The organism is Cellvibrio sp. BR (assembly GCF_000263355.1).
In the GTDB taxonomy this organism is placed as follows: domain Bacteria; phylum Pseudomonadota; class Gammaproteobacteria; order Pseudomonadales; family Cellvibrionaceae; genus Cellvibrio.
Genome location: NZ_JH668202.1, coordinates 1 through 21,176, shown reverse-complemented (window position 1 = coordinate 21,176; position 21,176 = coordinate 1). Strand labels below are relative to the sequence as shown.

At 49.1% G+C, this 21,176-nt stretch carries 14 protein-coding genes; 11 read left to right on the top strand and 3 right to left on the bottom strand.

Annotated elements, in window-relative coordinates; genetic code table 11:
- Window positions 1-198: 198 nt before the first annotated feature.
- Window positions 199-2,310: a glycoside hydrolase family 6 protein gene (locus O59_RS21400; RefSeq protein WP_007642349.1), complete on the bottom strand. Its 2,112-nt coding sequence runs from the start codon at window positions 2,308-2,310 to the stop codon at window positions 199-201.
- A 1,208-nt stretch (window positions 2,311-3,518) separates the two neighbouring features.
- Here O59_RS21400 and O59_RS10375 point away from each other — a divergent pair.
- Entirely contained in the window at window positions 3,519-4,373 is an 855-nt protein-coding gene (locus O59_RS10375) for an HDOD domain-containing protein (RefSeq protein ID WP_232283074.1), read from the top strand.
- 155 nt (window positions 4,374-4,528) lie between these two features.
- On the opposite strand, the gene O59_RS10370 is transcribed toward O59_RS10375, so the two are convergent.
- Together O59_RS10370 and O59_RS10365 are read right to left on the bottom strand one after the other, a co-directional pair.
- Window positions 4,529-6,322, bottom strand: a complete 1,794-nt coding sequence (locus tag O59_RS10370) for a PhoX family phosphatase (protein WP_007642341.1) — start codon at window positions 6,320-6,322, stop codon at window positions 4,529-4,531.
- 236 nt (window positions 6,323-6,558) lie between these two features.
- Window positions 6,559-8,241, bottom strand: a complete 1,683-nt coding sequence (locus tag O59_RS10365; RefSeq protein WP_007642339.1) for a hypothetical protein — start codon at window positions 8,239-8,241, stop codon at window positions 6,559-6,561.
- Window positions 8,242-8,440: 199 nt separating this feature from the next.
- Between O59_RS10365 and O59_RS10360 the strand changes: the two genes are divergently transcribed.
- The 10 genes from O59_RS10360 to O59_RS10315 form a co-directional block, all read left to right on the top strand.
- Window positions 8,441-9,331: an AEC family transporter gene (locus O59_RS10360; protein ID WP_007642337.1), complete on the top strand. Its 891-nt coding sequence runs from the start codon at window positions 8,441-8,443 to the stop codon at window positions 9,329-9,331.
- An 81-nt stretch (window positions 9,332-9,412) separates the two neighbouring features.
- Complete coding sequence (locus O59_RS10355) at window positions 9,413-10,039, top strand: aspartyl/asparaginyl beta-hydroxylase domain-containing protein (RefSeq protein ID WP_007642335.1); 627 nt, start codon at window positions 9,413-9,415, stop codon at window positions 10,037-10,039.
- On the top strand, window positions 10,032-11,189 hold the full coding sequence (locus O59_RS10350) for a sulfotransferase family protein (RefSeq protein WP_007642333.1): 1,158 nt from the start codon (window positions 10,032-10,034) through the stop codon (window positions 11,187-11,189). Before O59_RS10355 ends, O59_RS10350 begins: the two co-directional genes overlap by 8 nt.
- A gap of 9 nt (window positions 11,190-11,198) precedes the next feature.
- On the top strand, window positions 11,199-11,684 hold the full coding sequence (locus O59_RS10345; RefSeq protein WP_007642332.1) for a GNAT family N-acetyltransferase: 486 nt from the start codon (window positions 11,199-11,201) through the stop codon (window positions 11,682-11,684).
- Window positions 11,685-11,899: 215 nt separating this feature from the next.
- Window positions 11,900-12,415, top strand: coding sequence for a phage tail protein (locus O59_RS10340; protein WP_007642331.1), 516 nt, complete (start codon window positions 11,900-11,902; stop codon window positions 12,413-12,415).
- A gap of 11 nt (window positions 12,416-12,426) precedes the next feature.
- Window positions 12,427-12,957 carry a phage tail protein gene (locus O59_RS10335; protein ID WP_007642330.1) on the top strand — a complete coding sequence of 177 codons (531 nt, stop codon included), beginning with the start codon at window positions 12,427-12,429 and terminating at the stop codon, window positions 12,955-12,957.
- An 11-nt stretch (window positions 12,958-12,968) separates the two neighbouring features.
- Window positions 12,969-13,508: a phage tail protein gene (locus O59_RS10330; protein WP_007642329.1), complete on the top strand. Its 540-nt coding sequence runs from the start codon at window positions 12,969-12,971 to the stop codon at window positions 13,506-13,508.
- Window positions 13,509-13,599: 91 nt separating this feature from the next.
- Complete coding sequence (locus O59_RS10325) at window positions 13,600-14,460, top strand: sulfotransferase (protein WP_007642328.1); 861 nt, start codon at window positions 13,600-13,602, stop codon at window positions 14,458-14,460.
- Complete coding sequence (locus O59_RS10320; protein ID WP_040392172.1) at window positions 14,457-16,325, top strand: DUF4347 domain-containing protein; 1,869 nt, start codon at window positions 14,457-14,459, stop codon at window positions 16,323-16,325. Before O59_RS10325 ends, O59_RS10320 begins: the two co-directional genes overlap by 4 nt.
- Window positions 16,298-21,176, top strand: a 4,879-nt coding sequence (locus O59_RS10315; RefSeq protein WP_040392170.1) for an S-layer family protein, incomplete at its 3' end; no start/stop codon positions are given. The genes O59_RS10320 and O59_RS10315, both read left to right, overlap by 28 nt.

Sequence of the window (21,176 nt, the reverse complement as noted above, 5' to 3'; positions counted from 1 at the left end):
TCAGCGTTAAAAAAACCGGCCTGCGAAACAGGCCGGTAAATAATTGCATTGATTAAGGGGTTTTATACCGGGGCGGGAGTGATGGCCTTGTCCTGAAATCCACCACCTCCGGTATAAAAGGTACCGGCTCATCCCTAAGCCAAGTCGCAACTCCTGTTTTGACTTGAGTCCACCGGAAATCCGGCTGTACTGATCTGCTTATTGCAGTGGTGGGTAAGCGTTATCCACCAGTTGCTTGAACCCTTCCGAGAACCAGCGGCCAGCAACCGGCGCATTGGGCATAGCGCCAGTGGTGGTGCCTGCAGCATTGGTAAAGGTAGGGTCACAGTTGCGGTCAAAGCCTTTGGCTGGATCTTGTGGGTCGTAAGACAGTTCCAGTGAGGCTGCACCATCTGATTCACCTGGCGGTTTCACCCATACATAAGCATCGATACCTGCAACCGGTGCTACTTGTGGCCGTTCGCCCACGCCACCGCGTTGGTTACACCAGTTACCGCGATGGGCACGACGGTCAATGCGCGATTGGTCAACAAAGGTATCCAGTACCGTGCTGGTTGACTGCGCAGTTGGACGGTTAACACCACCCCAGCCGTTGCGTGAGGTATCCACTAACATGCCGATGTTGGATGGGAAGCCGGCAGAGATCATGGCATTGCGCCAGGCGGTCACAAAAGAAACTTCACTGAAGTGCGGGTTCCATTCGTAGAACTTGGCTTGACGGGTTTGTGTGCCGCCACCACTGCCCGGGAAGGCGCTGTTAGCCAATGAATCCAGGAATGGTTCGTACAGTGGGGTGTAACCTGAGGTGTTGGATACAAAGCCGGCTACGGAATTCACCCCGCCAGTCGCCCCTTTGATCGCATCGCCAATCAGGGTAACAGCCTTGCCGAAATTGTCCGTCCAGCCCAACCAGCCTGAGTGGCCGATATCAACGTAAGAATAAACGTTGGTAATCGGGTAGAACTTGCTCAGGGTGTAACGGGTGTTAGGGACATAACCATGGGTCGCATCGGCTGCTTGTTGACACGCCGGTGTGCTCAGGTTGGTGACCAGGTTAGGTAATGAGTCAGGCTCGATGATCGCAATAATGCGCAGTTCGCGGTATTTAGGATCAGCGAAGATGGATGCCAACACATCGATATATTCGGTGCGATAGCGGGTAGTGCCTTCAACGCCTTGGTTCAACTCACCATTGGACGCTAACGCGTGGCAATCGCGGTTAGGTAGGTCATAGACCACCACCTGGATTACATTGGCGTTTTGATCCAGAGCTGCATCCAAATGGTCGCGCAGACCCCAGCTACCATCGGTTGGGGCAATCGCACCGATACGATCCATCCACACCGCGGTGTTGTAATTGGCCACTTTGGAGCCACCGGTTTCTGCCATGGCTTTGGCTGACCAGATTGGATCTACGTACCACTGGGCGCCAACGAAGGGGTTATCCAAACGTGGGCCAGCGCTGGCTGCACTGGAGCTGCTAACACTGACGACTGAACTGCTTGCCACGGAGCTGCTAATTACAGACGAACTGCTGGAGCTGACCGAGCTAGAGCTGGGTGGTACCAAGCTGCTGCTTGATGACACACTGGCTGACGACGGCGTAGTGGCGACAGAACTGGACGACACTACTGACGAAGAAGAGCTGGTAGTTGATGAGCTAGTGGTTGACGAGCTTGAAGTTACACCGCAGCCGGCGACTACCCCAAAAGGTGAAGGTTGGCTGGTACAGGTCGCTGTAGAGATACAACTCTTGCCATTTTCATAACCCCAACCACTGACGGTAGTGGTGCAAGTGGGGTAAAGCGTACCGTACCAATTGCATTGCGACACTGCCGCGCACTGTGATGCCACACTGCTGGAGGAAATAGAAACGGTGCTGGATGAAGAGCTTGCCGGCGGAGTGCTGCTGGGTGCTGAGCTGCTTGTTGCAGTGCCACAAACATTACCGGTGATAGTCGGGATTTCAGCAGTAGCGCCATTCTTGTTGCCCTGCACCCCGAAGCTCACGGATTGCCCCGGTTGAATTGTGCTGTTCCAGTTCAATCCACTGGCGGTGTAGGGATTGTTGCCACTGAGGGTGGCATTCCAGGAATTGGTGATGCGGTTGTTGGTGTAAGCCCAGCCCACAGTCCAACCGTTAATGGCGGTAGTGCCATTGTTGGTGATACTGACAGTACCTTGAAAGCCGGTATTCCATTCATTGTTGAGTGTGTAAGAGCAGACCGCTGCGTGCGTTTGGCTCGCGACGACCATGCTCAGGCTTAGCAGCGAGGCTATCCCGAGCGTTTTGCGTAGTGATGTTTTCATTATGTTTATCCTTGAACGTGATGTTGAAAGGCGTGGTACGCCTTTTTTGTAACTCACCTCTCATTCCGGTTTGTTTTCCAAAATGAACTGCAGGTGGATTTTTACCTCGTACTTCTACCCTCGGAACTTCTACTTTCTAAACTTCCCGGTGTAGGCCGGTTCACGTGTTGATGAATCGGTGCCAATCCTGACAATTTGTTAACGGCCGAGACTATCTGCCTTGGTTTGAATTATTTTTTCTCTGTAACACTTTGTATTTTCTAGGGTTATTTTTATTTATCGGGCGTTCTACCCAGTATGTGTTAAACATAAATTCAAAAAGGACAGCGCTGTCATTTTTGTGCCGCGAAAAATATCACTTATGAAATAAAAATACTCTGCACAGTGCGGGGCACTATTAAATTCTGCAGGCTGGATCACGATAGTATCCGGCATAAATTCACCTTTCTGTTCAATCAGGCAAGTCGGAGTGATGGCGCTTAAATTGTCTTTTTGGTTGATAAATTTTTTGTAACTTAAAATTTTCAAGGTGAAAAACGATGTTTTATTTTTATTATTTAATAAATAACCAGGAGGTAATTTTTAGCCACAGTAGTTTAAAAAAAATGAAAAAACAATAATTAAGTTTTTGTGTTTTGTTTTTTGTTTCGGAAAAAAATGGCTTTATTTGTTGTAAAAAAGTGATTTCTAGAATTTATAAAACCTCAAAATATGAGTTAAAACAGATGTTTAATTGATTTTTAAAAAGTTAAAATCAATTAAAAATTTTTTAATAGTTGCTCTTAAAAAATATTATGTTTTGGTGATTTTAATTTGGCGTTTTTGATTTCTTAAAAAGACATTTACAGGTGAAAATATTTGTGTCGCTTAAATCTTTATTTCTACTTGTGTGAGCCCTGTGTTGAGCTACCGGGTTAGGGGTAACCCCTCGTCAAGCGACGAGTGATTGGGGGGGCGCATGGTCATCAAAGTGGCCTGTCAGGTTGTTGTCGCTATGGGCTGTATTTTGCCGCCAGCTGACGCGTTTAACCCCCGGCTTTTTGAGCAGGTTTTTTTTTGAGCAGTTATTGTTCTTTGCTCCAAATCATGAGTGTTGTGTCGGTCTTTTTGTGGGTGCTCAAGTGGCGGCCGCTACTACTAAGGCGTTTAAATCTGCTAGGCTTGCCGCCATCAAGATCAGCCAAATATCAAAGCCTATGGAATTGAACGTGCAATCCGGTCAACCAGACTATTCAGTCTATCGCAGCTTGGTTAGCGAATTACTTGCAGGCAATGAGCAGTTGCCCAGTCTGCCTGCTATTACCTTTGAAATTCGCAATGCGTTGGAGCAATCGGATTTGTCGATGGCTGAGTTAAGTAAGTTGCTCGCTAAAGATCCTTCGCTGTCCGCCATTTTGCTGAAATATGCCTCAAGCCCTCTGGTAGGGAGCCAAAACCCACCGCAAACCCTGCTGGATGTGGTGCGCCTGTTAGGGATGAATCAGGTAGAGCGAATTACCATGGTGCATTCCATTAAAAGCTTATTTTCTGTGCATTCGGTTAAACATAAGCGCCTGTTTGTGGAGGCATGGCGGCGCATGGCATTAAAGGCTAGCCTCAGTACTTTCATTGCCAAACATGTAGGTAAGGTTGTACCGGATCAGGTATTAATGGCTGCGCTGTTAAGTGAAGTGGGAACCCTGGCAGTGTTGTCCGCTTTTAAAAAGAGTGAGCAAACACCAGAGTTGGCGGTTTATGTAGGGCTTTGCCGCGAGTATGCAAAATCACTGGGTGTGATTACGCTGAAAAAATGGCAGGTGGATAGCCAATACCTGAAAGTTATCCAGGATATTGGTAACTGGTCAGGGGATAGCCCCGGGCCAATTAATTTGAGCGATATTATCAATTTGGGTTTGTATCACTCAGTGAAATTAAGCCAGGCAAAAAACAATTTGCCTCCCATTACTGAATTAACCGCCTATAAAAAATTGGATGCACCGGAAAACTCTGTTGTAGCGGGCGGCCTGACCTTGGTAATGACCAATGTGCAGGAAATTCGCATGGTGGCAAAAAGCCTGTTCTAAGCAGTTAATTCACGTTTTTCGCGCATAAAAAAAGGGGCCAAGGCCCCTTCGATTTCTTACCTGACTTCCTGTCTGCTTCCCTGCTGTTTCTGTTTCCTTACTCTCTCGGTTTTTATGATATGTGGTCAAGGTGACAGGGTGATGACAGCCCTCCCTTAGATCCCGTTCGGGTTGTAAACCCACAGCATGTTGTTGACATGGTTGCTGCTGTCTTCGCCGATTAATACGCGACCATCATCCAATACTTCGATGTTGTCTGGCTGCGCTATGCCGTTAACGTCACATTTGTCGGTAGTGCTGGTGCCGTTATAAGCGCCGCCCACTACAACAGGTTGCATGCGATTTACGTTGTAGCTTTCATCGAAACCAAAACGATACACCGCGCCACAGCGGTTTTCAGTTACCTGGATGTCACCTGTGGTGTCGGCCATGGCGCCGCGCACTTCAGCCATCGCTACGTACATAAAGGGTACGCTGCGGTCTTTAGCTCCGTCGTAATTAATGTTGATCCCTTCCATTTTGTTAAACTCAACCGTGGCACCTTTGGCTTCGGCGGCGCGCAAGGTTTCCAGGAATGCGACGCGATCATCTGCGGCGTTACCTGCAGCCCAATTAGCTACTTCGGCATCAGAAATGTAACTGGTAGCCCCTTCAACGTAATCACTTTCATCAATACCATCGTAAGAGCGCACCCAGCTTTCAATGTCAGCATTGGTGGCATGGGCCAACTCAATCCATTCAATATCAAAACCGGCTTTGGCGGTATCTACTGTGGCGTCTTGCATTACTTTGGCGGCGTAGAGTGTGCCCGCGCTCATGTCACCTGCAACATCGGCAACAAATTTATAAAAGCCTTTGTTAGAGCCGTCATCCGTTAAATACACAGTTTTGTGGTCGGGCATAATCACCGGGTTTTCATGCGCATAACGGCCCATGGTGAAATGTTTTACCGGAACCGGCGCAGCGGTTTTAGGTTGGGTGATTTCAACAATGTAGCCGTAGTCGTAAGGGTTGGGGAAAGTGCCGCCCAGGTAATCCTTAATCTTCAGCACGTCTGCGTAATTGGGGTAGCCAGTGGAGTAGGTGGCATCGTTCCAGCGCACGGTGTTTTCGGCTTCGTAGTTTTCTTCCGAGGTGAGTGGCGTGCCCCAGGGTGAAACGGTACCGAAGCAGTTAATCATGGTGCCTTTTACGTTGCCAAAATTTACGTTCATCGCATCGTTCACACGCCAGGTGCCATCGTTTTGTTTCGCGATGCTCAAACGGCTTACACCACCGGGACGATCTTCCCACGCGCTAAACAAGTAACCTTCGCTACCGCTGATATTGTCGGGAATGTAAGCGTTAAAGTCCGGGTTGTTGGATTGTTTGACGCTAACACTGCCATCAGGGGTAGTGATATTGCCAAAACCAAAGGGCAGTGCACCGGCAAAAATATCACCTTCGCGGCCCAGCGCTTGATAGCTGCCCACAGCAACTCGGGTGGTTTGTGATTCAGGAGAGCCTTTTACGGGTACTGCGACGGGTGTAATTTTGGGGTCAAGCATGTCCAGGTCAACACCGTTCCAAACGCCCACCGCCGCTTTGCTTTCATCGCCGGGTAGAGTGTCTGATGGATGTTGAATATTAAAAAATAATTCACCGTTATCGGTTTTAAACATACCGGTTAATTCGGAGCCCATGGGCGTGGTTGCCAAGCGAATTAATTTAGCGGGTGCGGTTGCATCAACACCGTCTTCGCCGTCAGTGCCGTCCTGACCATTGGCACCATTTTGCCCCGGCGCGCCATTGTTTCCTGCTGGGCCAGTTGGGCCTGCAGGGCCAGCAACACCGTCAGAGCCTGCGGGGCCGGTTGCACCGTCTTTACCATCGTCACCACCACAGGCGGTGAGCAACAGGGTGGATGAAATTAAAACGGCTAATAATTTTTTGTTGAACGTTATATTCATGTTAAATCCCAAGGTTGCTTGTAAACAGTACAGAATTAATTGTTAGGAAGGTCTTGCTACGGAGTCTGTAGCCTAAGCAAGTTTTATGAATGTTTCGCAACGGAAATGTGGCAATTCAGTGAAGCTTTTTTTACAAGAAATTCGCGATAGTTTTAAGTCGATACCCGCATGCGCGGGCACGACAAAAAATATTTTCAGTGATTACGTTACGTGCGGAAGTAAAATATTTTTGAGGGTTATTGAGTGTTCTGTGACCAATCCAGGCGGATGTCCCAATTGTAAAAGCGATGTTCGGGTGGGAGTGGTGGCAGCTCGTCATTGATTACATCAAAAACATTTTTTGCGGGTAACCAAGTTGCATCACGGCCGTAAATAAAACTCTGGGTGCGCACAATATGGGCGTAGGCTTTATTTAATTGCAGGGCACGTTGATGCGAAGGTGTAATTAACTCATAAACATTTGCAGCGCTCACTTTTTCTTCATCCACCATGCCATTATCTTTGAACCAGCGTGTAAGCATTTCAGGATTTTCACGAAATTCACTACCGCCGCCTGCGCGCTGTAAATAATGCAAAATCTCGCCGCCACTTTCGCTCACACTGGGCGCATCTTTCATGCCTTTGAGGTTAATGTAACCCCAGCCCTCGGCGCCGGTAACCTTGCGTGCTAGTGCAAAGGTGTGGTCTATGGTGGCGCCAACGGCGGCATGGCAACCCATGCAGAACAAGGTTTCTTCATGGGTTTGTGGGCGCAGGGCACCTGCGTAATCCTCGATAAAACCTTGCAACAACCAGCCAAAACCGTTTTCCATACCCAGCTCGCCGTGATCATTAAAGTTGGGTAGCAGTTCAAGGTTTTTTTCTTTACGTTCGCGCGCATAACGGCTGGCAACGTCATATTGTTCCAACACACGAATTTTTTTCATGTAACGTAATTCTTTCATGCGCTCAGGCACAAAAATATCGCCTTCTGATTTTGTGCCCACATAGCGCACGGTGTGCATTAATTCGCTATCCAGTGGGTATTGTTGTGCGGTGACGGGCATATTGCTGGCATCACCCAGGTAGCTTTCCCGTTTTACCAATTGCTGTGCAATGCCGAGTGTGCCATCGCCATCCAAATCGATACCCAGCAGGTTTTCGTCCTGTGCAGGAATACTGATCGCAGCGAGCTGTTTGATATTCAGTTCCACCAGCGACAAATTCAGTAAATACACCGCGCGATTATATTGCCCATTTAATTCACGCAGGGCGGCTGGCAGGCGAATGATGACATCGTCAGTGGAACCATTGGTTGGCCAAAAAGTACCGGGGAAGGGTTTGTAATTAAACGCTACCCAGTGGCTGCCGTCTTTGGCAAAACCCTGCGCATCAAAGGCAGCCGCCGCGCGCTGATAATTTGCCAAGTCGGGAATAAAGCCTTTCCAATCGCGTGCTTTGAGCGACTCGGCCAGTGCGCTGTAGTTGTCACTATTTACATAGTGTTGAATCGTTTCTTCGCTTACCGCATCTAGCCATTCGCGGCGATCAACAAATAAATTTTTCCAGTGATTACTCAAGCCGTCTTCTGAAAAAATATAAGCGCCTTGCAGGCCGCCATCATCCAACTCATTCATGCGAAACTCGCCCGCGCTACGGTCATACATTTGATGGCAGGTGTAGCAGGGGTTGTGGCGATTTTCAGTTTTGGTATAACACTGCGCAGGAATGGGGGCTTCCAAATTGGTAATGACTTCATTGGATACGGGCGTCCGCGCCGCGAGTTCAATGTTCGGTAAATCTTTTGCTTTGGTGGCGCTAGTGCCTTGTGGAAACTCGCCATCACTTAATAAATCACAACCGACCAAACTGATTGTCAGGCTGAGAGGCAACAACAGGCCAAGTGAAAATAAACGGTTGAAAGGCTGCTTGAATTGCATAGGGGGTATCCGCATAGCGTTGGTTATTCAGTTGCTTTTTAACAGCATAAAGAGGTAGTCAATAAGTCAAGCAAGCCTAACAAGCCTTTGTGACATTATTCTTTCAGTCAAAAAAGCATCCCATGCACCCTCCAAACAACCACGCCTGCTACAATTCACGCTCAATTTTTTATTTTCTTCTGATGTAAAAGTAACCATCATGCTCAGCGAACTACTCGCCATTCTTGCCCCTATTATGATTTCTGTCGGTGCCGGCTTTATTTGGGGAAAAACCGGCACTGATTTCCCCGCGGATTTTATTTCACGCATAGTGATGAACATCGGCACTCCTTGTTTGATTATCAGCGTGATGGCGAAAGTGGATGTGCAACCATCCGTGATGGGGCAGGTCGCGCTTGCCACAGCAATCGTCATGACCGCTATGGGGTTATTCGGCTGGACATTATTGCGCTGGATGAAACTGGAAATTAGCACTTATCTCCCGCCACTTATCTTCCCCAACAACGGCAACATGGGGTTGCCGCTGTGTTTATTTGCCTATGGGCAAACCGGCCTCGCGCTCGCGTTGGGCTCATTTATGGTGATGATGATTGCGACTTTTACGGTGGGCTTATTACTTGTGACCAGCAGCGAAGGTGGGATCTTTAAACGCCTGGAAGCCATTGCTAAACAACCGGTGATTTATGCCATGGCAATCGCTGTGTTATTGCTGGTGACGGGTACAGAGTTGCCGCGCTGGATCAGCAACACACTCGATCTCCTCGGCGGCATCGCCATCCCGCTAATGACCATCGCACTCGGTGTTTCCCTCGCGACGCTAAAAATTCATTTCTGGAAGCGCAGTTTGTTTTTTAGCCTACTTCGTGTGGGTGGTGGGTTGCTATTTGGTTTTATTGTGTGCGAATTAATGGGGCTGACAGGCATATCGCGTAATGTCGTGTTATTGCAATCTGCCATGCCTGTGGCAGTGTTCAACTATCTATTGGCGTTGCGTTACAACCAAAAACCGGAAGAGATTGCCGCCATGGTGTTGGTGTCAACCTTAATTGCATTTATCGGCTTGCCGTTTTTGCTTATAGCAATTTTGTAACTATGCTTTGATTTGTCTTTTTATAGCCATTTTCTAACAAAATATGAAAGGGATTTTATTCAGTTAATAAGAGAGCTGCGAATGGAAAATCCTGTTGCTGTTTCTTCACCTGAGGTTTCTTTTGCGCGGCTCGCCTGTGTAATTCGGTTGACTGCTTTACAGGCGGAAGTTGAATCACTACTGCACCTTTCGCAAGTAGCTGAGACCTGGGTTGATCACGTCAATAAAAACGATTATCGCGGTGGTTGGGATGTATTGCCCCTGCGCTGCCAACGCCAACACCTTAGTGCACATCCCATCCTGCAAGGTTTTGCCATAGCCAATGGCGATGACTGGGAAAATTTACCGGTATTGGATCAGTGCCCGGCAATTGCCGCCATTTTTAATCAGCTGCAATGCCCCATCAAAGCGGCGCGTTTAATGCGTTTAAAAGCCGGCGCAGAAATAAAACCCCATCGCGATCAAGGGTTGAGTATTGCGTATGGCGAGGCGCGGTTACATGTGCCAATTTACACCAGTGCGGATGTAAGTTTTATTGTCGACAATAAAATTGTTCCCATGGACGCGGGTGAGTTGTGGTATTTCAACGCCGATCAAACTCACGAAGTTTACAATTACGGCAGCGAAGACCGGATTAATTTGGTAATCGATTGTGTGGCTAACAACTGGCTATGTAACGCTATTGCGACTGGTGTGCCAAATGCCTGAATTTTATGCGGAATACTGCGCGTTAATTAGCTCCAGCGAGCAGCTTGAACAATGCAAAAGAGCGCATTCGCTGCAGAATTTGTTGGCGATTATCAAAAATCTATGGCATTGCCCCGAGCGTAGTGATAACCAGTTGCTGGGTGATATCGCGCAACTCAATCAATTTCCCATAACTGAAAATCAGGCCCAGTTTGCAAAGAATTGGTTGCCTTATCGCTATCGCCCTGGGCAACAGCGCGTGTACTGGCTCTTACCCTTTGGTCATGCCACCGAGCCATTTCAGGATGAAACTATTTCTCGCTACCGCCAGCAATTGATTAATCAAATAATCCAGCCTTGTAGCACTTTGGCGGTTGCGCAACAACAGGCAATAGCGCTTGCCGATGCACAACCTGCGGGTTTTATTTTTCATTTGTCGCGCTGCGGTTCTACGTTAATTTCGGGTTGTGTATCTGAACTGGATTCCACTTGTGTTTTTTCCGAATCGCCTTTGTTGACAGAATTATTGTTGGATAAAAACCTGTCAGTGCACGAGCAGCAAAATTTACTGCGTGCTTTTATTAACTTGCAAGCGGCAGTGTTTCCCAATCGCCCACAGGTGATTATTAAATGGAACTCCTGGGATGTTTTTTGCTGGGATTTAATTCGCGCAATTTATCCGCAAGTACCAGTGGTTTTTGTAGTGCGCAACCCGGTAGAGATTTTGGCTTCCCATCAGAAGCTAGCGGGGCGGCATATGGCGGGTGAACCAGGGTTAGCACTATTTAATAGCGTGTTTTCAAGGGCGACTAATCATCTTTCGCTGTTGCAGTATCGCACTGATGTATTGCGGAGCTTGCAGCAAAAAATGCACAGTATTCAGACACAAAATTCTATTTTGTGTATGGATTACAGCCAATTGAAATATTCGGGCATAAATACCATTTTTCGCTATTTTGAATTGACGCTAACAGGGGAAGAACAGACAGCGGTGATGCAGCGACTCGGTATTCACTCAAAAAAACCCGGCGTATTGTTCAAACAGGATTCACTGAGTAAACAATCATTATTTTCTGCCGCGGATAAACACTATATAGAGCAACAGTTGTTCGTTACTTATGAGCTGCTGCGGGAAGCGGCCACCTGCTTGGCTGAGCCAGAGGGTTATTAAGGAGTTGTAATGGAAAAAAATATCTTTTTGCCTGCCGGGATTTGTGTGCGTTTAGCGGATGCTACAGATGATGCATTTTTATTTTCACTGTTTTGCGAGGCGCGACCTGAATTAGCCTATTTACCGCTCCCCCCTGCACAGGTGGAAACCTTATTGGCTCAGCAATACCAGTTACAGCAGCGCGGTTATGCCAATCAATATCCCACCGCCAGAAATTGGATTATTGAGTGTGAGTCACAAGTCGTTGGCAAGATCATGCTGGCTGAACTGGTAAATTTTATACACATTGTTGATTTTGTTATCGCATTTAGTTGGCGCAGCCGGGGTATAGGTTCCGCGGTATTGAATGTAGTAAAGCACTATGCGAGCGCGCAATCCTTAGGCCTGAGCTTGCAAGTTGAGCGTCAAAATATTGCGGCAAAACGGCTTTACACCCGAATTGGTTTTAATGTTTGTCAATTAACTGCCACGCATGAGGCGATGGAGTGCAAATAACTGTGTTATGGCTCGTAATGTGAATTAGTTCTGCTATACCTTAGTCTTCAATTTGGAGTTGGCGTGTCCACGGAGAATGATCTTATATTCAGGAAAGAATGGCTGTTGTTAACAGTATTTTATGGCGCAGGAGTCTGCGCTTAATCATTCAAGGATTACATTTCATAATCAATCCTGACCTTTAAGGACAGGTTTCTTGAATCAAGGAGTCATTGATGTCTGATTTTTTCCTCGGAGAAATTAAGCTTCTCCCTTACAACTGGGCACCCAAGTATTGGGCCTTGTGTGCTGGGCAATTATTGCCAATCAATTCCAACCAAGCCCTTTTTTCACTCTTGGGCACTACTTATGGTGGTGATGGAGTTACTACCTTTGCGCTGCCGGATTTGCGTGGGCGCACAGCTTTGCATCCCTCTCCGTCTGTTCCTCAGGGCGCTAAGGCTGGCGCAGAAACGGTAACCCTGACACCGAGTAATTTGCCGCAACACAATCATTTTGTCGCTGCCAGTTCGGCGGTGGGCGATACCCAATTGTTCGCTGGAAACAATATTGCAGCGGCCAAGAATGCAGCGGGCGATGTGAATTTGTATGAGCCCGCCACTGGCTTGCAAGCACTCGATCCTGCCACTGTATCCAGCGCGGGGGGCAACCAGCCGCATGAGAATCGCCAGCCTTCGCTAGTGATGAATTTTTGCATTGCCATCCAAGGCATTTACCCGTCACGTAATTAAGGAGAATCACAATGGATGCTTATATGGGTGATATCCGTTTATTTGCGGGTAGCTACGCGCCTGCTGGCTGGATGTTGTGCGCAGGCCAGCTATTAAATATCAGTGAGTACGACGCGCTTTTTGCGCTGATTGGTACTACTTACGGCGGTGATGGAGTAAATACATTCAAACTACCAGATTTGCGAGGCCGCTTGCCGGTTGGACAGGGCAATGGCCCCGGCCTTACGCCTTATGTACTAGGGCAGGAATTTGGTACTGAATCCGTCACTTTACTTAGCCAGCAAATGCCGTCGCACTCGCACAGTTTTTTCGCGAGTACGGCGAGCCCCTCAACCTCGCCTAGCCCAACAAACAATGTGTTTGCACATAGCAATGCTGACAATATTTACGCGCCGTTACCGCAAACAGGTGCTGATCCTCAAGTGATGAATACTGCCAGTGTTCAAGTTTCCGGGGGAAACCAGCCGCACAATAACATCATGCCCACCACTGCGATTAATTACATCCTGTGTGTGCAAGGCATTTTTCCGTCGCGTAATTAAGGAGTGAAATTATGGAACCCTTTATCGGTGAAATCCGTTTATTGCCATTCAGTTTTGCTCCCAAAAATTGGGCGCTGTGTAATGGTCAGTTGCTATCCATAGCCAGTAATACCGCACTGTTTTCTATTATTGGTACAACCTATGGCGGCAATGGAACAACCACCTTCCAACTACCAAACTTGCAAGGTCAGGTGGTGGCGGGAGTAGGGCAGGCACCAGGGCTTAGCAATTGGGCGTGGGGTGAACAAATCGGTCAAGATTCGGTGACTCTGCTCACCACAGAAATGCCGGCGCACACCCATACACTGACCGGTTTGAATAATCCCGGCACACTGCCTTCGCCTGCGGCGAATAGCTATTTAGCAAAAGATATTCGCGGTGGAGGTGGCATAGTGAATTATATGCAAACCGCGCCCGGCAGTATTAACAGCACCATGGCCCCGCAGACAATGGGCATCAGTGGCGGAAGCCTGCCTCATGAAAACCGTCAGCCATTTATTGCACTAAATTATTGTATTGCGCTCACGGGGATTTTTCCCTCGCGCAATTAATGGCTTTAGTCCCGATAGTATTTACCATCGGGACTTTTTTAATATTTGTACCGGCAATTTTTATTCATTTTTTAATTAGATAAACCTATTGATGCCAACTAAATTACATTTTATTTCCGGTTTGCCGCGCTCAGGTTCAACCTTGCTTGCGGGCATACTTAGGCAAAACCCGCGTTTTCATGCGGCCATGAGCAGCCCAGTGGCGGGCCTCGTTAATGGCGCGCTTGAGCAGATGGGGGCGGGCAGTGAATCCTATTCTTTTTTCGATGAGCAAAAACGCAAACGCATTTGCAAAGCGCTTATCGATGCCTATTACGCCGATAAAGACCAACCGGTAATTTTTGATACCAATCGCCATTGGACTGCGCGGCTTCATCAATTAGTTGAACTGGTGGATGACTTTAAGGTGATTTGCTGTGTACGTAATCCCGCGTGGATTATGGACAGTTTTGAAATGATTTATCGCAAAAACCCTTTCGATTACAGCCGTATGTTCAACACGGCCTCGCGTCAGACGGTTTATAGCCGCTGCGAAGCATTAATCAATGCTGGTGGTTCGGTGGGTAGCGCCTGGACTGCATTAAAAGAAGCCTACTACGGTGAATTTTCTGATCGTCTATTACTGGTGGATTACGACCTGCTTACCCAGCATCCGGCACGCACTATGGAATTGATTTATCGCTTCATCGACGAGCCGCAATTCGATCACGATTTTAATAATGTGGACTACGCAGAAAACGAATTCGACCAAAATCTGGGAGTAAAAGGGTTGCACAGCGTAAAGAAAAAAGTGGAATACAAAAGCCGGCGTAGCATTCTGCCACCGGATTTATTTTTGAAATACCAAGAGATGGATTTTTGGCAAGACCAGGCAGGCACAGCTGCCAATATTATTGCGAGTAAAAAACCAGTTGCATTCAACGCAAAAAATGACGGGAATCAATCATCATGAGAAACACACTCCTTAGTGGGCTTTCCTCTCTGTTATTACCATTGGGGCTATATAGTGCCAGTGCAACGGCCGGGGCGAGTTATCAGCGAACTTATTTAAGTTCATCGATCAGTACATCGTCTGATCAACTGCTGCACACTAGCACGGCATTGCCACGGGATTTGATTGATTTATCCGGCGACCAGTTGGACATCCGAACGGCGCACCCTGTGCGTGAATTGGTGATTGTAGATGGTGCCGTCGCTGAAACAGATAAAGTGGTGTTGCGCCGTGCCCTTAAACCAGGTGTGCAATTGGTAGAGTTAGATTCTTCTGTCGCAGGGTTACCGCAATTAATTAGTGCACTTGATGGTCACAAAAATCTCGCCGCTATTCATGTGGTCTCTCACGCCGAAGCGGGCACGATACTACTGGGCAACTCACGCATCACAACGGAATCAATTCAGCAAGAAGTTCATGCCTTTGCGGCATTGCACGGAGCTGTGCGTGAGGGTGGCGATTTATTATTTTACGGTTGCGATTTGGCGGCGAATAAAGCCGGTGAAGAGTTGCTCGATATCATCAGCAATAAAACCGGTTTGGATGTGGCTGCGTCAAATGACTTAACCGGTAATTCTGATTTGCATGGCGATTGGGATTTGGAAGTTAAGCGCGGAAATGTTGAGGCGGAACTGGCGTTTTCTGAAGTGGCATTAAGGGATTTTTCGAGTGTGTTGGTAGCTTCGAGCGGTACCAAAACCTTTAGTGGATGGTCAGGAAACCTCACTACAGAGCTTAGCACTACCGATTTCAGATTAACTGCAAAGGATGGAAATAATAGTGTGCGGAATGTCGGAATTTTCGGAAACAGCCTTGCTTATATCTCGACTGGTACTGCTGGTATCAATAGCAATCACTATCTCTATTTAAAGGCCGACGGAACCAATACTACTGCGTTTGAGCTAACAGGTTTAAGTAGTGGAGAGGTGAATCTCCCGGGCTATTACCATAACTTTACTAATGTGCGGATTGTGGGAATGGTGCAAGGAGGGGGGACGGTCAATTCTTCCACAGTATTCGGCACCGGTACTTTCGGTGAATCGTTTGCGTTTGGGGGGGAGCAGCTAACCGAATTTTCCGGGGTCAAGCTGACAGGTTTTAAGCTCTATTTTGATTGCAGTACAAGCTGCTCACAAGCTAGTGACGTCGCCTTGTTTGAGTTCAGAAGTTTCACCATCCAAGGGGCTGTTAATACACCGCCTGCTGACAGCGACGCCACCCTTACCGCCGCAGGCGGTGTTGCTGAGCCTATCGGGCTGGCAACCACGATTGATTCGGTTGGTGAAGCTGTGGATGTTTTTGACTTCACCATCAGCGACGGTGGAACTTCTGATGGTCTTGCGACTACTGTTTCTCAAATTGTTGTCAGCGTTAGTGGCACCAGTACCGATGCTGAGCGCAGCAAAATTACCTGGCGCCTGAACGGACCTGATGTCACCAATGTGACCGGTACTTACAACGCCGGTACAGATACAATTACCTTCTCCGGCCTGAGTATGTCCGTTGCCGACGGTGGCAATGAAACCTACACGGTAAATGCCTACTACAACGACAATACGACGCTCACAGAAGATCGCACGATTATTTTGAGTGTGGATGGCGATACCAACCTCACGGTTGGCGGCAGCGGCACGCAAATGGCAAGCGGGCAGAGTGCAGTCACCAATGGTAGTGGTACAACCATTGATGTAGTAGTGAGTCAACTAGTCTTCACTACCCAACCTGCTGGTTCTGTTTCCGGTGCTGCATTGACTACCCAGCCGGTATTAGGGCGCGTGACGCTTTCGGTAATACCGATGTGGATTTCACTGAAACCATTACCTTGAGCGAGGTTAGTGCGGGCATCTTAACCAACGGCACCCAAGCGGCGACGGCAGGTGTGGCGACATTTACCAACCTGACTTATACCGCCACCGCCGACCAGCAAGCATTCACCCTGACAGCAAACGATCAGGATGGTGTTGGTTCAAATTTATCGACTGTTGATGCCAATTCCGTGACCTCGGATGTGGTTGCTACTCAATTGGTATTTGATACCCAACCTGCGCCCACCAGTGTGGTTAGCGGGCAAAACACCAGTTTTACAACCGTACCTGTGGTGTCAGCACGCGATGCCAATAGTGTGGTGGATACTGGCTACAGCACGGGCATCACTTTGGCGGAAGTCAACGGTGCTGGCAGTGCGACGATGACGGGCACGGCAGATACCGATGGCAATGGCGCCACTGTGTCTATTACTCCCAGCAGCGGTGTATCTACTTTTACCGGTATGCAAATTACCTACACCAACTCTGGCGCGGGCAGTGAAACCTTCAATTTGCGTGCGTCTTCCGGTGGTTTAACCACGGCAGACAGCAGTCAGTTGACGGCGGCAACTACACCCACTGTCACCGACGGTAATATCAGTATTTCCGGTGCGAGTGGTACCGGAGGTGCTTTCAAAATTGGCGATACAGTTACCGCTACTTGGAACAATACGGGCGGTGGCGATGCCAATGCTGGCATTACCGGGGTCACAGTAGATTTCTCTCAATTTGGCGGCGGTGCGGCGGTAGTTGCAAGCAATAGTGGCGATTCCTGGACTGCGACTTATACGATAGTATCCGGCGGCATTGATACTACTAATCGTAATGTCAGTGTCACTGCAACTAATGCGAGTGGCGATAGCACTACAGCCGATACTACCAATGCAACAGTGGATAATACTGCACCAGTAGTGACCAATAACAATCTCAGCATTAGCGGTGCAACTGGAACCAGCGGCGCTTATAAAATTGGCGATACGGTTACTGCGACTTGGAACAATACAGGAGGTGGAGATAACAACAGCGACATCAGTGGTGCAACGGTTGATTTCTCCGCATTTGGCGGCGGAGCCGCAGTAGCTGCGACTAACAGCAGTGGTACTTGGACGGCAACTTATACCATCACTGCAGGTGCAATCGACACGTCTAACCTTAATGTCAGTGTCACAGCGACTGATAATGCAGGAAACACAACCACTGCTGCAGACAGCAGTAATGCCACTGTGGATAGCCAAGCGCCGACAGTCACTGATGGCAGTATCAGTATCAGTGGCGGATCTGGTGGTGGAGGGGGCTTTATCATCGGCGATACGGTCACCGCAACCTGGAACAATACAGTAGGCGGTGACAATAACGGCGATACCATCAGCACCGTAACAGTTGATTTCACCGGGTTTGGCGGTGGGGCTGCGGTAGCGGCAACTAATAGTGCGGGAACCTGGACAGCGACCTATACCATTGTGAGCGGTGTTATCGATGGTACTAACCGCAATGTTGCAGTTACGGCAACAGATAACGCTGGCAACATCACTACTACAGTCGATACCAGCAATGCCTCTGTGGACAATATCGCACCTGCTGTCAGTAGTGTAAGCGTGCCAGCAAATGCCACCTATATCGCTGGCCAGAACCTTGATTTCATCGTCAACACCAGTCAAAACATCACCGTGAGCACCACGGGTGGCACTCCACAAATTGCGCTGACACTTGGGGCTTCAACTGTCTATGCTAGCTATCTTTCCGGCTCAGGTTCTAGTGCTCTGACATTCCGCTACACCTTGCAGGCGGGAGATTTGGATGCAGACGGTATCGCGCTTGCCGGTGTTATTGACCTGAGTGGTGGCACCTTAAAAGACGGTTCAGGTAATGATCTGAATCTCACTTTGAACTCTGTTGGCAGCACAGCTGCTGTGTTGGTGGATGCCGTAGTGCCTAACGCTCCCTCAGCGCCGGATCTTGCTGACTTGTCCGACAGCGGTAATAACACCGACAACATCACCAACGACACCACTCCAACCCTCACTGGTACAGCCGAGGCAGGTAGCACCGTCACGCTGTATGACACAGACGGTACGACCGTTTTGGGAACAGCAACCGCAACCGGAGGTAACTGGAGTATCACCAGCACTACGCTCAGCGAGGGTAGTCACAGCCTTACCGCGAAAGCGACCGATACTGCGGGCAATGAGTCTGATGCTTCGGGTGTGCTTACTATCACTATTGATACCACTGTGCACGCCAAACCGATTGCACCTGTGTTGGCGACAGCCTCAGACACGGGCAACAGCAACTCCGATGGTATTACCAACCTAACCACGCTCACCTTGCAAGGTGCTGCCGGTTCGGTGGAGGCCAATGCTTCAGTGCATGCTCGTTCTGATCTTGAAGGTGGTCTCACTGGTACCACCGCCAATGCCGATGGCAGTTGGACGCTTGTGGTTAGCAGCTTAAGTGAAGGCATTCATCAATTGACTATTCGTGCAACGGATGTCGCGGGCAACCAAAGCGTTTATTCTGATCCGCTCAGCGTGGTGATTGACACCACTGTACCTACCGTAAGTAGTGTGGCCTTTGATCAAGCGAATGTGACTGTGGCTAATCGCACTGCCATTAGCCTGAGCCTCGCAGGTGCCGAAACAGGTACCAAAGCCAGCTACAGCATTACCAGTAATAACGGTGGAACTCCAGTGACTGCCACTGGTCTGGCGGTCAGTTCAGTCGCTCAACAATTCACCGGTATTGATGTGACAGGCTTGAATGACGGCACGCTGACAGTGAGCCTGACGTTGGTGGATCTTGCCGGAAACACCTCCACTGCTGTGACTAATACCATCAGCAAAGATGCCAATGTGCCTGAAGTGACCAGCGTTGCCATTACCAGCGGTAACTATGCCGAAGGTGATGTGATCGGCGTGACTATCAACCTGAACGAAGATGTGACCGTTAGTGGAACTAACTCCGCCTTGGCGATTGATATTGGTGGCGTTACCCGTCAAGCCGTATTCGTGAGTGAGAATGCGGGTGTACTGACTTATCAATACACTGTGCAAGCGAACGACAACACCAGTGGCACGGGGGTAATTGCCCTTGCTAACGGGCTTTCGCTTAACGGCGATACGATTCTTGATGCCGGTAACAACCCGGCAAGTCTGGTCTATGCGCAAGCCAGTAATGTCAATGCGCAGGTGGATACCACCGCGCCCGTAGGCGTTGTTGTTGCATCTCCCGCTACGGCTGTATCTGTGAATGCAGATGAATACACCATTAACGGCACGCATGTGGAAAATGGTGTAACTATCACCCTCTACCTTGACGCTGACAACGATGGTGTAGCGGATAACGGCTTGGTTCTTGATTCCGTCGTTGTTACTGGTGGCGCCTGGAGTTTGAGCGCGCCACTCACCGCTGACAGTGCGAATAATTTTGTAATCGTGGTGGAAGACGCTGCAGGGAATCTCTCCGCTGCCGTTGATGTGCCCACCATCACAGAAGATTCCATCGCACCGGCAGCCCCTGCTGCAGCTGATTTGTTGGCCGCCAGTGACAGCGGTGCAAGTGATACCGATGATCTGACCAGTAATACCACACCCACACTGACCGGAACGGCTGAACCTAATAGCACTGTGACACTGACCAGTGATCTGGATGGTGTAGTAGGTACAGCTGTCGCTGATGGCGCAGGTGACTGGAGCATCACTGCCAGCACACTTAGCCCTGGTGTTCATAGCTTGACTACAACAGCGACGGATGCGGCGGACAATGTCAGTACACTTTCTGCGGCATTGAGCATTACTGTTGACAATCAGGCGCCAACCTTGAGCGCAATTGCCAATCAATCCTTGAATCCCGGTGCCAGCAGCAGCGCGTTAGCAGTCACCTTGGCGGATGATTCCAGTACACCTGCGAACCTGACATTTACCGCCACTAGCTCCAATGTGGCAGTTGTACCTTTGGCCAACCTAGTGCTGGGCGGTGCTGATGCTGATCGCACAATAACAGTCACTGCATTGGGTTCAGGTACTTCTACTATCACACTGAGTGTCGAGGATGAGGCAGGCAATACTGGAACTGGTACCTTTACGGTGTCTGTTAACGGCGCGCCAACCATTAGTGGTACACCAACCACCAGCATAAATCAGGGTGCGCCTTATAGCTTTATTCCTACCGCTGTAGATGGGGATGGTGACGGGCTGACCTTTAGCATTAACACAACACCCGCTTGGGCGAGTTTCAATCCCGCTACCGGTGCATTAACCGGTACACCGACTAACGCGGATGTTGGTACAACAAGTGGTATTGTGATCAGCGTATCTGACGGCACCTTGAGTACCAGCTTGTCTGCCTTCGATCTAACTGTGGTGAATACCAATGATGCACCGCTAATCAGTGGTACACCGACGACGTCGGTTGATCAGGACGTTGCCTACAGCTTCACCCCAACCGCAAGTGACGTGGATGTAGGCGATGTACTGACTTACAACATCACCAACAAACCCACTTGGGCAGCGTTTGATGCCGCCACTGGTGCCTTGACCGGCACACCAACCAATACGGATGTGGGCACTACCACCGGAATCGTGATCACTGTCAGCGACGGCACCTTGAGCGCAAGCCTGGCGGCGTTTGACCTGACCGTGACCAACGTGAATGAGGCGCCCGTGATTAGCGGTACGCCATTGGTATCAGTCGATCAGGACGTTGCCTACAGCTTCACCCCAACCGCAAGTGACGTGGATGTAGGCGATGTACTGACTTACAGCATCACCAACAAACCGACTTGGGCCGCGTTTGATACCGCCACTGGCGCCTTAACCGGTACACCGGTTTACGATGATGTAGGTACCACCACCGGAATCGTCATCACCGTTAGCG

Excerpts from the sequence above, each read along its gene's own strand:
- O59_RS21400 (WP_007642349.1), bottom strand. The coding sequence starts at position 2,310 with ATGAAAACATCACTACGCAAAACGCTCGGGATAGCCTCGCTGCTAAGC.
- O59_RS10370 (WP_007642341.1), bottom strand. The coding sequence starts at position 6,322 with ATGAATATAACGTTCAACAAAAAATTATTAGCCGTTTTAATTTCATCC.
- O59_RS10365 (WP_007642339.1), bottom strand. The coding sequence starts at position 8,241 with ATGCAATTCAAGCAGCCTTTCAACCGTTTATTTTCACTTGGCCTGTTG.
- O59_RS10360 (WP_007642337.1), top strand. The coding sequence starts at position 8,441 with ATGCTCAGCGAACTACTCGCCATTCTTGCCCCTATTATGATTTCTGTC.
- O59_RS10355 (WP_007642335.1), top strand. The coding sequence starts at position 9,413 with ATGGAAAATCCTGTTGCTGTTTCTTCACCTGAGGTTTCTTTTGCGCGG.
- O59_RS10350 (WP_007642333.1), top strand. The coding sequence starts at position 10,032 with ATGCCTGAATTTTATGCGGAATACTGCGCGTTAATTAGCTCCAGCGAG.
- O59_RS10345 (WP_007642332.1), top strand. The coding sequence starts at position 11,199 with ATGGAAAAAAATATCTTTTTGCCTGCCGGGATTTGTGTGCGTTTAGCG.
- O59_RS10340 (WP_007642331.1), top strand. The coding sequence starts at position 11,900 with ATGTCTGATTTTTTCCTCGGAGAAATTAAGCTTCTCCCTTACAACTGG.
- O59_RS10335 (WP_007642330.1), top strand. The coding sequence starts at position 12,427 with ATGGATGCTTATATGGGTGATATCCGTTTATTTGCGGGTAGCTACGCG.
- O59_RS10330 (WP_007642329.1), top strand. The coding sequence starts at position 12,969 with ATGGAACCCTTTATCGGTGAAATCCGTTTATTGCCATTCAGTTTTGCT.
- O59_RS10325 (WP_007642328.1), top strand. The coding sequence starts at position 13,600 with ATGCCAACTAAATTACATTTTATTTCCGGTTTGCCGCGCTCAGGTTCA.
- O59_RS10320 (WP_040392172.1), top strand. The coding sequence starts at position 14,457 with ATGAGAAACACACTCCTTAGTGGGCTTTCCTCTCTGTTATTACCATTG.